At 62.3% G+C, this 13,148-nt stretch carries 14 protein-coding genes; 8 read left to right on the plus strand and 6 right to left on the minus strand.

The genetic code is table 11. The features are described from left to right. Positions 1 to 875: 875 nt before the first annotated feature. Complete coding sequence (locus IAE77_RS01865) at positions 876 to 1,280, minus strand: S4 domain-containing protein (protein ID WP_294220976.1); 405 nt, start codon at positions 1,278 to 1,280, stop codon at positions 876 to 878. 213 nt (positions 1,281 to 1,493) lie between these two features. Here IAE77_RS01865 and IAE77_RS01870 point away from each other — a divergent pair, with 213 nt between their 5' ends. Beyond that, entirely contained in the window at positions 1,494 to 2,087 is a 594-nt protein-coding gene (locus IAE77_RS01870) for a CDP-alcohol phosphatidyltransferase family protein (RefSeq protein WP_345780952.1), read from the plus strand. A gap of 11 nt (positions 2,088 to 2,098) precedes the next feature. On the opposite strand, the gene IAE77_RS01875 is transcribed toward IAE77_RS01870, so the two are convergent. Both IAE77_RS01875 and IAE77_RS01880 read right to left on the minus strand, forming a co-directional pair. After that, positions 2,099 to 2,842, minus strand: coding sequence for a hypothetical protein (locus tag IAE77_RS01875; protein ID WP_294220982.1), 744 nt, complete (start codon positions 2,840 to 2,842; stop codon positions 2,099 to 2,101). A gap of 34 nt (positions 2,843 to 2,876) precedes the next feature. Next, positions 2,877 to 3,578 (minus strand): YggS family pyridoxal phosphate-dependent enzyme, encoded by a 702-nt coding sequence (locus IAE77_RS01880; RefSeq protein WP_294220984.1) that lies wholly within the window; start codon positions 3,576 to 3,578, stop codon positions 2,877 to 2,879. Positions 3,579 to 3,656: 78 nt separating this feature from the next. Between IAE77_RS01880 and IAE77_RS01885 the strand changes: the two genes are divergently transcribed. Continuing rightward, complete coding sequence (locus IAE77_RS01885) at positions 3,657 to 4,973, plus strand: Gfo/Idh/MocA family oxidoreductase (RefSeq protein ID WP_294220986.1); 1,317 nt, start codon at positions 3,657 to 3,659, stop codon at positions 4,971 to 4,973. An 87-nt stretch (positions 4,974 to 5,060) separates the two neighbouring features. On the opposite strand, the gene IAE77_RS01890 is transcribed toward IAE77_RS01885, so the two are convergent. Continuing rightward, on the minus strand, positions 5,061 to 6,266 hold the full coding sequence (locus tag IAE77_RS01890) for an FtsW/RodA/SpoVE family cell cycle protein (protein WP_294220988.1): 1,206 nt from the start codon (positions 6,264 to 6,266) through the stop codon (positions 5,061 to 5,063). Positions 6,267 to 6,311: 45 nt separating this feature from the next. Beyond that, positions 6,312 to 7,100 carry an ATP-binding cassette domain-containing protein gene (locus IAE77_RS01895; RefSeq protein ID WP_294220989.1) on the minus strand — a complete coding sequence of 263 codons (789 nt, stop codon included), beginning with the start codon at positions 7,098 to 7,100 and terminating at the stop codon, positions 6,312 to 6,314. Between the two features lie 84 nt (positions 7,101 to 7,184). On the opposite strand from IAE77_RS01895, the gene IAE77_RS01900 reads away from it, so the two are divergent. The 4 genes from IAE77_RS01900 (at position 7,185) to ruvC (ending at position 9,806) form a co-directional block, all read left to right on the plus strand. Beyond that, on the plus strand, positions 7,185 to 7,988 hold the full coding sequence (locus IAE77_RS01900) for a serine/threonine-protein kinase (RefSeq protein ID WP_294220992.1): 804 nt from the start codon (positions 7,185 to 7,187) through the stop codon (positions 7,986 to 7,988). 93 nt (positions 7,989 to 8,081) lie between these two features. Further along, complete coding sequence (locus tag IAE77_RS01905) at positions 8,082 to 8,765, plus strand: hypothetical protein (protein WP_294220995.1); 684 nt, start codon at positions 8,082 to 8,084, stop codon at positions 8,763 to 8,765. 10 nt (positions 8,766 to 8,775) lie between these two features. Beyond that, positions 8,776 to 9,252 (plus strand): hypothetical protein, encoded by a 477-nt coding sequence (locus tag IAE77_RS01910; protein ID WP_294220998.1) that lies wholly within the window; start codon positions 8,776 to 8,778, stop codon positions 9,250 to 9,252. After that, positions 9,252 to 9,806 (plus strand): crossover junction endodeoxyribonuclease RuvC, encoded by a 555-nt coding sequence (ruvC, locus tag IAE77_RS01915; protein ID WP_294221001.1) that lies wholly within the window; start codon positions 9,252 to 9,254, stop codon positions 9,804 to 9,806. Before IAE77_RS01910 ends, ruvC begins: the two co-directional genes overlap by 1 nt. Positions 9,807 to 9,821: 15 nt before the next feature. Here the strand turns inward: ruvC and IAE77_RS01920 are convergent, their stop codons facing one another. Continuing rightward, a complete protein-coding gene (locus IAE77_RS01920) occupies positions 9,822 to 10,406 on the minus strand; it encodes an SET domain-containing protein-lysine N-methyltransferase (RefSeq protein ID WP_294221004.1) in 585 nt (194 codons plus the stop codon). Positions 10,407 to 10,585: 179 nt separating this feature from the next. Between IAE77_RS01920 and IAE77_RS01925 the strand changes: the two genes are divergently transcribed. After that, on the plus strand, positions 10,586 to 12,106 hold the full coding sequence (locus IAE77_RS01925; protein WP_294221007.1) for a peptidylprolyl isomerase: 1,521 nt from the start codon (positions 10,586 to 10,588) through the stop codon (positions 12,104 to 12,106). Between the two features lie 12 nt (positions 12,107 to 12,118). Next, on the plus strand, positions 12,119 to 12,460 hold the full coding sequence (locus IAE77_RS01930; protein ID WP_294221009.1) for a tetratricopeptide repeat protein: 342 nt from the start codon (positions 12,119 to 12,121) through the stop codon (positions 12,458 to 12,460). Positions 12,461 to 13,148 lie beyond the last annotated feature (688 nt).

Here is a 13,148-nt window from a genome sequence, read left to right on the forward strand (position 1 = left end):
GGCCATGCACCTCTTTTACCACCACGGCACCGCTTTTCCCCCCTCGACTTGGCCGTTCCGAACCACTAGTGCCAACCGAACAAAAAATAAAAGCAGCGAAACAAGGTTCCTCCTTCGTCGGGCTGCGCAGCAAATGAACCCACGAGCCAACCAATGGCATTGGCCGTGGCTACTCGGAAAATGAAACCAGGAAAGCTTCTCGGTGCGCGGTAAACGTCACAGTAACGACCGTGGGATCGAGGTTGGAGAGGGGCGCGTGGGGTAGCAGGGATAAGGTCCGGAGGGCTCGGAAAACTCTTTTCTGGAGCCAGGGGAGCCTCCTTTGGCATCAGAAAACTCTTTTTCTAGAATGCCCCCCAGACCCTGGCTGCGGACGACTCTTTTCCGCACCCCGGACGCCTTCCCCCTGAGCCTTCTTCGTTAATGCGGACAGCAGTTTGCTTTCATCCTTCGCAGTCTTGCTACGGAGGATGGAACGGGGAGCGGATGCGCCGCGTTCGTGCTGGGAAGGTTCGCTGTTGGACGGCAGGACGCTGCGGCGCGTCCGTGGAATGGATTGCTGGGCCAGGCCGTGTTTGAAAACCGGTTTGGAAGTCGCGGAGCGACGAATGTGCCGCAGCCTTGCCTTTCAAGGCCGGGAACAGCCAACGGCGGCACGCCCCAAGGCATCCGGTGTCGCAGAGCGACACGCGAACCTGGCGCGTCGAGAGGACGGGGTCGGGCGTCGCGCTGCGACGCGGGTCATGACTCAACGCGATCACCCGCATCTCTCCCGGCCTTCAAAGGCCGGGCAACGAGACGGCTGCCGCTCAGCGGCAGAGGTTCAAACACGGCCTGGCAGGCCGGTGGATCGGTAGCAACGCATCAAGGCCGGCTCATCCCTCCTGCTCTTCCCAGAACTTCCGCAGCTCGCGGAGCTGCTTCTTGTCCGGCTTCGCGATCATTTCATGCTCGTGCGGCGTGATCAGCGCCTTCTCCTTCCGCAGTTCGCTGGCTTTTTGATACCACTCGTCGGGCGTCTGGTTGTCGCAATACTCCGGCACCCGTGGCGGACCGAGGCGCTGCGGCGGAAAGGCGAGCACCTTGAGGCGCAGTCGCAGATCCCCGCGCACGACTTCCAAAACGTCACCGGGCTTCAAATCGCGGGAGGCCTTCACCACCTGGCCGCCGAGCGTCACATTGCCCTTCGCGCAGGCCTGTGTGGCGAGTGAACGTGTCTTGAACGCCCGGATGTGATGCAGCCATTTGTCGGCACGTTGGGTGGGGACGGGTTCAGGCATGGTCGGGCGTGAAGGTCTCCTCAATCGCTCATGAAACCCTGCCATGCCAAGAAAAGTCCGGCCCTCGTGTTTTCCTTCAAGAGTTCCGCATAATGCCAGGAGCACCGGCGGACCCGGGAGCGATTGCTCTGCATGCAAACATCGTCTCCATCTCCAGACCATCCCGGCGAGCACCCTGTGGACGTGGTGACCGCGTTGCCACGGCCTTTTTCGATGATCCGTTCGTTCGTCGCGGCGGACCTCCTGACTTTGGGCAACGGCTTCTGCGGCACCGGCTCCGTGCTGGCCGCCATGCAGTATCTGGTCACGCTGGAGAGCCGCTGGATCGTGACGGCGCTGGCGCTGCTGCCGATTGCCCTGATTCTCGATTTCGCCGACGGCCGTGTGGCACGCTGGCGGAGGCGCTCGTCCTTTCTCGGGGCCGATCTCGATTCGCTGGCCGACGTTGTGTCGTTCGGACTGGCACCGGCAGCGCTTGGCTTCGCCCTGGGACTGCGCGGCGCGGGTGATGTGGTGCTGCTGCTCTATTTCGTCGCCTGCGGCATCAGCCGCCTGGCCCGGTTCAATGCAACGGCGGACGCACTCTCGGATGAATCAGGTAAGGTGCGGTATTTTGAAGGCACGCCGATTCCCACGAGCGTGTTCATCGTGCTGCTGCTGGCCGCGCTGCACTTCACCGGGAGGACCGGGCCGCAGTTCTGGCTGGGCGAATGGCACATCGGCGGTCTGCTGCTGCATCCATTCACCCTCCTTTATGCCATCAGCGGCTCGGCGGTGATCAGCACCGTCCGCGTTCCGAAAATTTGAGGTGGAAGCAATTAGCGCTTCGCAGGCTCGGCGTTCCAGACCTTGATGTCGTCGAAGTAGCCATCCTTGCCCGCCACACCGAGTTCGATCTTGGATTTCGTGGCATGGGCGATGCCGGAGGACTTCAAATAGGCGGCCGGCTTGCCATCAATCGTCACGCGCATCGCGTCACCGACGGTTTCCACCACCAGCGTGTACCACTTCCCGGTCTCCAGCTTCGCCGGATAGGTCACCTGACGGCCGACGAGCAGCTTCGCCACCTCGGCCTTCTTCGCCGGGTCCTTCTTCATCTCATAGATGTCGTTGCGCATGTTGCCGTCCTTCTCGTCGATGATCGTCACGCCATTCAGCCGCACCTGGGCACGGCAGATGTGGCCGTAGTGGCAGCCGGTGAATTTGCGGTCGTCGAACTCGACATCGATCATCGTGGCACCCTCGAACTTGATGCGGCACTCCACCACGCTGTCCTGAGTGGGGATTTCCAGCCCATGAACAGCGGCATGCGCCCGGATCTCCGGCTTCCCATCGGCCGCGGGGATCGTCACATCACGCGTCTGCGTGCCCTTCAGCGCCCCGTTCTCGACCACAAACGTCGGAACCACCTTGTGCCAGACCTTTGCCGGCTCGGCTCCCTGAAAATCATCCGCAAACAGCACCTCCTTCTTCACCGCGATGGGCTTGGAAGGAACCTTCGGCAGATCAGCAGCAAAGGAGACGGTGGTGACGAGAAGGAGGGGAAGCAGAAGGCGGTTCATGAGGGCGGTGAGTGTCAAAAGACTGGCCCCACGGTCAAGCCGCGATGCTTCTGGCCTTACGATCCCCAAAAATCGCGCTGCCGACGCGGACGATGGTGGCGCCTTCCTCGATGGCGATTTCGAAGTCGTGGCTCATGCCCATGCTGAGCAGGGGCAGCGGGGCGCCGCCGGCTTTTTCGAGCTCGTCACGCAGTTCGCGCAGTTGCACAAAGTAAGGGCGGCTTTTGGCAGCATCGGGGTCGAAGGGCGGGATGCACATGAGGCCCTGGATCTCCAGGCGACGCAGTGTGTAGAGGTCTTCCAGGGTGGAGCGCAATGGTGCGGGGCTGAAGCCGTGTTTGCTGCTCTCAGCGGCCAGATTGACTTCCAGATAGACTTTGGGATACAAACCGAGCTCGGCGGCGATGCGATCGACATCGCGGGCGAGATCGAGCGAGCCGATGCTGTGGATGTATTTCACGGCTGGCAGGATCTTGCGCACCTTGTTGGACTGAAGATGGCCGATGAGATGCCATTGGAGGTGGGATGGCAGTTGCGGGGCTTTGGCGAGGAGTTCCTGCACCTTGTTCTCGCCGAAGACGAGCTGCCCGGCATCCACGGCGTCGCGAATGGCCTCGACGGGAAAGGTTTTCGAGACGGCGAGCAGTTCAATCGCGCCCGGATCACGTCCGCTGCGGGTCGCGGCGGCATGGATTCGCTCGTGGATGGCTTGCAGTCGGTCGTGGAGATCGCTCATGGGATTTGCGATGGAGAAAACGGAAGATGCGCGGCATGCGCAACGTATTTTCGCGCTCAACCTCGCCCACCCGAACACATGCAATCACGCCGCCATTTCATCCGCCAGTCCGCCGCCACCCTTTTCGCCGCCCCGTGGGTCACCACCGGCATGCGGGCCGCCTCTCCGAACGGCAAGCTGCGGCACGCGGCCTTTGGCGGCAGCGGCATGAGCTGGGCGGACATGAGCCAGCTCACGAACCATCCGATGTGGGAACTGGTGGCTGTGTGCGATGTGGACACGCGCAATTTCAAGAAGGCGCAGGAGAAGTGGCCGGACATCAAGGTCTATCAGGACTGGCGTGAGCTGCTGGAGAAGGAGGCGGGCAACATCGACAGCGTGAACGTGTCCACCCCGGACCACATGCACGGCAGCATCGGCATCGCCGCCATCGCGAAGGGCAAGCACGTGTATGGGCAGAAGCCGCTGGCGCACAACCTGTGGGAGTGCCGCCAGCTCGTGGAGCGTGCGCGTGACAAGGGCGTGATGACACAGATGGGCATCCAGATTTCCTCCGATTTCTCCGAGCGTCTCGCGGTGGAGCTCATCCAGATGGGCACCATCGGCAAGGTGAAGGAGGCGCACACATTCTCGAACAAGAAGTGGGGGGACATGGAGGCGCGTCCGGAGAAGAGCGATCCGATCCCTGCCGAACTCGACTGGGACAAGTGGCTGGGCGTGGCTTCCGAGCGCAGCTACATCAAGGGCTACGATCATCCCGGACAGTGGCGGAAGCGTCGTGACTTCGGCACCGGCACGCTGGGTGACATGGGCTGCCACATGTTCAGCGGCTGGTTTCGCTCCCTCGATCTCGCGGCTCCGATTTCCGTCGTGTCACGTGGCCCAGCACCGAACAAGGACAACTGGGCGATCAATGCCGTGGTCGAATACACCTTCAAAGGCACGAAGTTCACCGCAGGCGAGAGCATCAAGGTCACCTGGACCGATGGCGATGCCCGTCCGCCAGCCGAGGTAATGGCGCTGGCCGGTGATGTGGCGAAGTTCCCGGGCCAAGGCACGATTTACCTCGGCACCGACGGCGTTCTGCTGCACCCGCACGGCTCCACGCCGATGCTGTTCCCGAAGGACAAGTTCACGGGCTTCAAGTATCCGAAGCTGGAGCCGCGCAATCACTGGTTCGACTTCATCGACTGCTGCCTGAAGGGCGACAAGAAGCCCAGCGCCAACTTCGACTACGCCGGTCCGCTCACGGAAGCGGTGCTGCTCGGCTGCCTGGCCAGTGTCTTCCCGAACGAGTCGCTGACCTGGGACGCTCCCGCCTTGAAGATCCCGAACAACGAGACTGCCGACAAGATGGTGCGCCGTGACTATCGCAAGGGCTGGGAGATTGTGTGAGGCCGTTCGCGGGTCTCAGGATTCAGTTCGCTGATGACGGCCGCCCTGGTTTGGCCGGGGCGGCTGAATCGTGAAGCGGTTTGAGAATCACTCCTCCTCATCTTCGTCATGGCGGGGGCCATTGACAGAGCGCTTCTTCTTCACGGCGGAGATGTTCCGGTGCACCCAGACGCTCTGGACCATGCCCATGAGGAACAAGGTCACGACGACGAAGGTTCCGCCGTAGCTGACAAAAGGCATGGGCAGGCCGATGACCGGCAGCATGACGAGGTTCATGCCCGCATTTTGAAACGTGTGGACAAAGAACATCGCGACCACGCCGATGACGATCAAGCGCCCGAGCTGATCCCGGGCGCAAAACGCGACGAAGACGCTCTGGAGCAGCAGCAGCAGCATGCCAGAAAGCACGAGCACGGAGCCGCGGAAGCCGAACTCCTCGGCGATGACGCCGAAGATGAAGTCGTTGATGGATTCGTGCGGGAAGAAGGTGCGGTGAATCGAGGCCTGGTCAGGAACCTTCTTCGATTCAGGCCCCTTCCCTTCCAATCCGCCGGTGGAAACGGCGATCTGCAGATGCTTGGCCACCCAGCCCTCGTTTTGCAGGTCCACCTTGTCGAGCTGGTTTGTGACCATGTACCACGTCGAATTGATGCGGGCCTGCTGGTAAGGTTTGAGAGCGAACACATAGACCAGCGGCACCACGCTCACGACACCCAGCAGCATGGTGATCATGTAACGGAACGGAATGCTGCCGACGAGCATCATGGACAGGAACACCGGACCCCAGACGAGACCGGAGCCCAAGTCCTCCTTGATCACCATGACCGCCGGCACACCTGCGAGCATCCCGGCCAGCATGATGCGCAGCCACGGACGCCGGAAGACTGGCAGCAGACGCGGCAGCTCACCAAAGATCACGGCCAGGATGAGGATGCCGGACATGATGGCGAACTGGGACGGCTGGATCATCTGACCACCGACACGGATCCACGCCTTGTTTCCGCCGATCTCCACCCCGATGAGGAGCACGGCCACGAGACCGCCAATGCCGGCGAGATACATCGGCAGACAGGCCCAGCGCACCCATTTGTAGTCGATCAACGAGGCAGCGAAGAAGAACGGCAGGCCGAACATGACCCAGCGGATCTGATCACGCCATTTGAAGGCAAACTCCGCCTCCTCCTTGTGCGCGGAAGCATTGAAGATGGCATACACGCCGAAGACGATGAGCCCGGCGATGTTCAGCACGAGCAGCCAGTTCATGCCGAGGAATTTCTTGAAAAGCGGTGTCATGAGGGGCGTGAAAAAGAGAGTCCGGAAGGAAGCGGGAGCAGCCCGCTATGAGAGCACGGGCACGGCATCGAGCAGCTTCTGGGTGTAGTCGTGGCGCGGATGCTCGCAAACTTGCTCGGCATCGCCCTGCTCGACGATTTTTCCATGGTGCATGACGACGATGCGGTCGCTCATGTGACGCACCACGGCGAGATCGTGGGCGATGAAGAGCAGCGTGAGCTGGAACTCCTCCTGGAGATCCTTGAGCAGGTTCAGAATCTGCGCCTGCACGCTCACATCGAGTGCGCTGACTGGTTCGTCGCAGATGAGAAACTTCGGCTGCACCGCGAGCGCCCGTGCGATGCCGATGCGCTGGCGCTGGCCGCCGCTGAACTCGTGCGGATAGCGTTGCAGCGAGTCGTCGGGCAGGCCGACCTTTTTGAGCAACGCGGAGGAGACTTCGCGGCGTTCATCCCGTGTCTTCTCTGGAAAATGAATCTGCAAAGGCTCGGCCAGGATCGATTCGACCGTCATGCGCGGGTTCAGCGAGCCGATGGGATCCTGAAACACCATCTGCATCTCCTTGCGCAGCGGACGGAACTCCGATTCGGGCATCGTCAGGATCTCGCGATCCCGATACTTCACGCTGCCGCTGGTCACGGGCAGCAGTTTGAGCAGCGCACGCGCCACGGTGGACTTCCCGCTGCCGCTTTCGCCGACAAGGCCCACGGTGCTGCCTTCCTCCACGTCAAAGCTCACCTTGTCCACGGCCTTGATCACATCGGTGGCACGGCCAAACCAGCCCCCGCGCACGGGGAAATGGATCCGGAGGTCTTGGACGGAGAGCAGCGGCATGATGGAAGCGGCAGTTTAGCACAGCGGAGAAGCCGAGCGAAAGTTTCATTGCGGGAAAGGCTGAAAGTGCCAGCGTCCGCGCCGATGAACGAGCGCTACGAACTCCTGGCTCCGATCGGTGAAGGCGGGCTGGGAACCGTTTTCAAGGCCAGGGACAGACGAACCGGACGCGTGGTGGCGCTGAAACGGCTGCGGGCCGACAAAGCGGCGGATTCCGTCGCCATCGACCGCTTCCTGCATGAAGCACGGCTGCTTTCAGAACTCCGGCACCCGAACATCGTCGAAGTACTCGATTCAGGCCTGGAAGACGGCATCGCCTTCATGGCCATGGAGTTCATCCAGGGCGGGACGCTCGATGCGGCGGTGACACAGGCCGCCCTGAAGCCTGAAACGTTCGATTCCCTCGTGCGGCAGACGCTGGCGGGCATGAGCGCTGCACACGCGGCCGGTGTCCTCCATCTCGATCTGAAGCCGGAGAACTTGATGCTGAGTCCACGGCCCGAAGGCGGGTTCCGGGTGACGATTCTCGATTTCGGCCTGGCTCGCGGGGTGAATGACGGCGTGGAGCCCGCAGACGGCCTGCCAGGCTCCATCCACTTCATGGCGCCGGAGCAGTTCCAGCGCGGCGCAGTCGATGCACGGGCGGATGTGTATGCGCTGGGCTGTGTGTTTTACCATGCGCTGACGCAGCGGCATCCTTTCGAGGGTGAACTGGCCCCGCAGGTGGTCGTTTCGCACCTCCGTCATTGGGTGAAGCCGCTCGCGCCCCTGCGGCCGGATCTGCCAGCGGCGACGATTCAATGGATCGAGCGCCTGATCAGCCGCCAGCCAGCCGACCGTCCGGCTTCGGCGAAAGAGGCGCTCGATGCGTATCCTGGCGTCATTTGAAAGGCGGGTCGCAGGCTTGTGCGGGTCCCGGGTGAAAGCTCCTTGCGATCGCACAGCGTGCCTCCATGATGGCGATTCGATTTCCAACCCGTCATGCCCCGCCTTTCATCCATCCTGCTGCCCGCCACGGCCATTTTCGTGCTGGCTTCCTGCGGTCTGATCAAGAAGATCCCGGTGCCGCCGATGCCAAAGCTGCCCAAGCTTCCGAGCATGAACACCGTGGCCCGGATCATCCCCGGCATGGCCGAGAAGGACAAGGTGGATGGCGAGGACCCGGATGTGCCCTTCAATTCACGCGGCACGCTCGGCTTCGGCCACACCGTCCGCCTCGAGGTGTATGAAGGCGCCCGCGATCCAGATCGCATCTATCGCGGCATCGTGATGGTGGACACCGAAGGGCTGCTGGCGCTCGGAAACGTGGGCACCGCACGCGTGGGCGGCCAGCATCTCACCCAGGCGGCGGATTCCATCGCGGCCGTGTTCCGCGTGGCCGGCCGGAACACCCGCCCGATCACCGTGCAGATCGTGTCGGTGGAAAATGTCCCGCTCATCTCGATCAATGGCGACATCCGGGAGCCGCAGTTCATCCCGGCCTTCGAGCGCATGACCGTGGCCCAGCTCGTGAATGTCGTCGGCGGCCGGAAGACCGGCTCCACCGCGCACGGCGTTTACATCTCCCGCCACGGCCAGCGGCACTTCTTCACCTCGCTGGAAACCGCAGACCAACGCTGGGAGCCGCAGGCTGGCGACATCATCACCCTTTCACCCGACATCTGAGTCTCGAACCATGCTCGAATACACCGGAGGAGCGCCCGCCGCGGCGCAGAGTCCCTTGAGTTCCCTTTTCAAAACCACGGCCATCCTCCGCATCGGCGCGGGTGTGCTGCTCATGACCCGCCATGGGTTCAATGAGGCGCTGAGCGCCTATCGCTTCTTCTGGAAGGAGCAGCCCTGGGACTGGGTGCCCGCCTTTCACACCGCCGGCGTGCCCTATGCCCATCTCGTCGCGCCCGCCATCGCCGTGATCGTGGCGAGTGTGGCCCTGAGCTGGATTCTCGGCTTCCTCACCCGCCTGTTCGCCGCCCTGTTCCTGCCGATCATCATCACCGCCCTCATGCTGCTGCCGCAGAACGGTCCCGCGCATGTCGAGGCGGCCTGGCTTTATCTTTTCATCACCCTGACGCTGCTGTTGTTCGGCTCCGGGGCGATCTCGGCGGATCAATTGTTCCGCCTGGGCCAGGGCGGAACGCCCAAACGCCACTGATGGCACGCATCGTCCGCAGTTCCGCTGAAACTCCGGCCGTCAGCCCGGGCGAACGCGTCCTCGCCATCGATCCTGCATTGCGGAAAACAGGCTGGGCCGTCGTCGAGCAATCGGGCGGCCAGCTCCGGGCGCTGGCCTGGGGCGTGATTCACAACAAGCCGAATCTGCTGCCCTCCGGCTGCCTCGTCGCCATTCGTGAAGGATTGCAGGACGTGATCCGCCAGCACGCGCCGACGGTTTGCGCCATCGAATCGACGATCTTCGTGCAGAGCTTCAAGACCGCCATCGTGCTGGGCACCGCACGCGGTGCCTGCCTGCTGGCCGCGGCCGAGCACGGCCTGCCGATCTATGAATACGCACCTCGCGAGATCAAACAGGCCGCCGTGGGCCGCGGAGCTGCGCAAAAGGAGCAGGTGGCCTTCATGATCCGGGCGCAACTACGCCTGCGCGAGACGCCGGAGGCGGACGCCGCCGACGCCCTGGCCACGGCGGTCACGCATTTTCAAAACAGCGCCGCCGCCCGTGCGCTGGAGCGCGAGAAGCGGCGGATCTGAGCCGCGCGGCGCCGGTCAGGCCGCCTTCGTCTTTTTCTTCCGCTCCGCCAGCGGTGTCGCGTGGCCGTTCGTGCCATTGAGCTTCAGCTTGCCGCTCTTCGCGTCCTTTTCGAGCTTCTGGAGCTTTTTCAGCAGCTTCGGCCACTGCTTCTCCTCCACGATGAAGCCGACACAGCGTTTCGAGCCGCAGCGGCAGGGATGCTCGTCCCACGTGTCCACGTCGAAACCGTAGTTGTAGGTCAGCTCCTCCCCGGCCTTGATGTCGCGCAGGGAATGAATCCAGATGCGGCCGCGGATGATGTAGGCCTCGCAGTTCGGATCGCAGGAATGGTTGATGTACCGCGCCGGATTGCGGCCCCTCGCACCATCGATGTCATGCCGCTGGTTCAGGGTGAAGACGTACACCGCCGCGCCACCGGTCTTCTTCGACCTGTTCATCAGGGCGTCGCCCCGGCGCCTGGACTCCGCCTTGGTGATCTTTTCGCCGACATATTCGATGATGGGCTCGTCCTTCGGGATGTCGCGGCGGGCGAAGATGCCGCGGTTGTGAATGGAGGAGGAACGGATGATCCAGTAACGTTTGGTGGGAGCCTGGGGCATGGGGGGGGTCGCGAACGGCGGAAAAAGGGAGCGCATGAAGTGTGCCGGGCACACGGGTTGTCAAGAATCGACGCCGGATTATTCCCCGGACGCATCCGAAAGCCGCCTTCACCACTTTCCGGTTGCCGCATCGCCCCCGGATGCCTTATTGCGCGCCCTTTCAACCGCCCCGACTCCTCATGCTCGCCTTCTTCCGCCATCATCGTGGCGCATTCCTCATCACACTGACGATCATCATCATCATCTCCTTCTCCGTATGGGGAGGCTGGCGCAGTGACAGTCACTATGAAAGAAGGGCGCAGGTGACGGATCACGCGATGACCGTGTTCGGCAAGGACTACACCATCGGCGATGTACAGCGTGCGGACCGCTCCCTCCAGTTCGCGCAGTTCTACATGCAGTCCTATGAGCTCCCCTCCATGCTCATGATGCTCTCCGGCGACGGCGGCTTCGGCGGCGGCGGCATCAACCGCCTGGCCAATCTTTTCGTGGCACGTCATCTCATGGAGCAGATGGGCATCCGCGTCAGCGACGCCGAGGCCATCGAGGAGCTGAAGAAGCTCCCTGCCCTGCAAAACAATGGCAAATACGACGAGTCCCGCGCCCAGATGCTCGAGCAGAACGCCGGCTCCATGGGCTTCGAGCGTGATGACCTGCTCGGCATCATGAAGGACACCATCGGCCTGCAGAAGCTCCAGGAACTCGTCACCGGCAGCTACGTGGCCTCCCCAATCGCCTCCGAAAAGCAATACGCCAGCAACTACCACACCTTCAAAGGCTCCAAGATCGCCTTTGAGACCGAGGCCTTCAAAAAAGCAGCCACGGTCACTGATGAGGAGATCAAAAAGTACTACGAGGAGAACAAGGACGAGTACAAGACCTTCGAAAAGCGCGGCGTCAGCTACGTCTTCTTTGAGAATCCCAAGGACCTCGACAAGAAGCCGCTGGAAGAGCGCCAGAAGGAGCAGGCCAAGGTCATGCAACGCGTGAATGCCTTCAACGATCTCACCGCCAAGGGCATGAAATTCGCCGAGGCCGCCGCCAAAACGAAGGAGAAGGTCGAAACCGTGCCCCCCTTCCCCCAGGGCGAGCCCCCGGCCGCGCTCAAGGCGGAGAGCAACCTGCTGGAACTCGTCTTTGCCCGTGCCGCCGACTCCACGACCGCGCCGGAAGCCGTCGAAGGCACCAACGGCTGGTACATCTTCGATGTCACCAAGATCGAGGAGCCCAAGCAGCAGGAGCTGGCCGAGGTGAAGGACAAGATCAAGGACACGCTGGCCGGCCAGAAAGCCGATGAAGCGCGCACCAAGGCCGTGAACGAAGCCCGGCTGGCGCTCAACGACGGCCTCAAGGCCGGCAAGAAGATCGAGGACCTCGCCAAGGACAAGAAGCTCGCCCTCGAGCCCCTGCCGGACATCGACATCGCCAATCCGCCGCAGGACGTGCCGAACGGCTTCCTCATCGCACGTCAGGCCGCGAAGACGCCGGTGGGCACCGTCTCGAACGCCGTCGATTACGACAAAGGCACGCTGCTCATCTACGTGAAGACCAAGGAACTGCGCAAGCGCCCCGACAGCGCTGATGTGCGCAAAAACCAGGTCGAATCCCTTTCCCGCCAGGAAAGCATGAATCTCTTCCAGGCCTGGTTCCAGCAGAAGCACGACGAGGCCAAGGTCGAGACCAAGCTCGGCGTCTCCTGAAGCCCCTTCCCCATGAGCGACGCGTCCGCCAACGTCGAAGACCTGTTCGATGAGGCCAGCGGCCATGTCGCTCTGGGCGAACTGCCGGAGGCCATCGCGCTTTACCGCCGCTGCGTTGAATTGAAGCCCGATTTCTTCGACGGCTGGCATGCGCTCGGCATGGCGCTGCTGCGCACTGGCGAGGTCAAGGAAGCCATCGGCGCCGGTTTGATGGCCACCACGCTGCAACCGAACGACCTCCTCGCCTGGACCGCGCTCTCCCAGATGTATGTCAGCAACGGCCAGATCGCCGAGGCCGAGGACGCCAAAGGCAAAGCACGCATCCTCTCACTCGGCGGCAAGATCGTGAAGTAAGGCCATGTCCAGATTCCCGGAGCGCCGGACCTCCGCTCCACCCGCCTGTCTCACGCTCCGGCTCAAAGCAGGCCCCTGGGGTCGCGGGGGCCTTTTGACGGAGTGGTCGGTGCACGATCAGATTTCCTCCGCCGTTCGTCATTCGTCATTCGTCATTCGTCATTCGTCATTCGTCATTCGTCATCACCGCCTCAACGCTCCGATCAGCTCATTCAACCACCGCCACGCAGCGGCAGGCCCCGTTTGAGAACCGTGTGCGAAAAGGTAGCGCCAACGGTTTGCCGACTTTCATCAGCGCGCTCGACACATGTCCTGGTCATGGGGTAAAACCATGCCATGACTGACGAACGTCGCATTGACCGTATGGGCGGATGCGCCTCCATGGGAAAGCTGATGCTTGGCATAGCTGGTCTTGGCCTCGGTTTGTTTTGTTTTGCCGAGCTCCAGAAATGCTCCCCTCGCCCTAAAGGTTGGCCCAACGGTGGTGGATGGGTGCAGGCAGGGAAACGGGGGGGGGAACCGGTCAGGGTGCAACTGCTTCACAAAAAGACGGCGTTCACGGGTTCCTGTCATCGGCTTCCTCCAGGAAGTGTTTCATCTCCTCGGGCACTTTCTTGATCGCAGCCTTAACGTCAAGCCGCCTCAGCTGCTGGCTCACATTCGCCGCCGACTTCATTTCCAGCTTCTC

This window comes from Prosthecobacter sp. (assembly GCF_014879935.1).
Taxonomy (GTDB): domain Bacteria; phylum Verrucomicrobiota; class Verrucomicrobiia; order Verrucomicrobiales; family Verrucomicrobiaceae; genus Prosthecobacter.

Coding starts and splice junctions, on each gene's coding strand:
- IAE77_RS01865 (WP_294220976.1), bottom strand. CDS start 1,280: ATGCCTGAACCCGTCCCCACCCAACGTGCCGACAAATGGCTGCATCAC.
- IAE77_RS01870 (WP_345780952.1), top strand. CDS start 1,494: ATGATCCGTTCGTTCGTCGCGGCGGACCTCCTGACTTTGGGCAACGGC.
- IAE77_RS01875 (WP_294220982.1), bottom strand. CDS start 2,842: ATGAACCGCCTTCTGCTTCCCCTCCTTCTCGTCACCACCGTCTCCTTT.
- IAE77_RS01880 (WP_294220984.1), bottom strand. CDS start 3,578: ATGAGCGATCTCCACGACCGACTGCAAGCCATCCACGAGCGAATCCAT.
- IAE77_RS01885 (WP_294220986.1), top strand. CDS start 3,657: ATGCAATCACGCCGCCATTTCATCCGCCAGTCCGCCGCCACCCTTTTC.
- IAE77_RS01890 (WP_294220988.1), bottom strand. CDS start 6,266: ATGACACCGCTTTTCAAGAAATTCCTCGGCATGAACTGGCTGCTCGTG.
- IAE77_RS01895 (WP_294220989.1), bottom strand. CDS start 7,100: ATGCCGCTGCTCTCCGTCCAAGACCTCCGGATCCATTTCCCCGTGCGC.
- IAE77_RS01900 (WP_294220992.1), top strand. CDS start 7,185: ATGAACGAGCGCTACGAACTCCTGGCTCCGATCGGTGAAGGCGGGCTG.
- IAE77_RS01905 (WP_294220995.1), top strand. CDS start 8,082: ATGCCCCGCCTTTCATCCATCCTGCTGCCCGCCACGGCCATTTTCGTG.
- IAE77_RS01910 (WP_294220998.1), top strand. CDS start 8,776: ATGCTCGAATACACCGGAGGAGCGCCCGCCGCGGCGCAGAGTCCCTTG.
- ruvC (WP_294221001.1), top strand. CDS start 9,252: ATGGCACGCATCGTCCGCAGTTCCGCTGAAACTCCGGCCGTCAGCCCG.
- IAE77_RS01920 (WP_294221004.1), bottom strand. CDS start 10,406: ATGCCCCAGGCTCCCACCAAACGTTACTGGATCATCCGTTCCTCCTCC.
- IAE77_RS01925 (WP_294221007.1), top strand. CDS start 10,586: ATGCTCGCCTTCTTCCGCCATCATCGTGGCGCATTCCTCATCACACTG.
- IAE77_RS01930 (WP_294221009.1), top strand. CDS start 12,119: ATGAGCGACGCGTCCGCCAACGTCGAAGACCTGTTCGATGAGGCCAGC.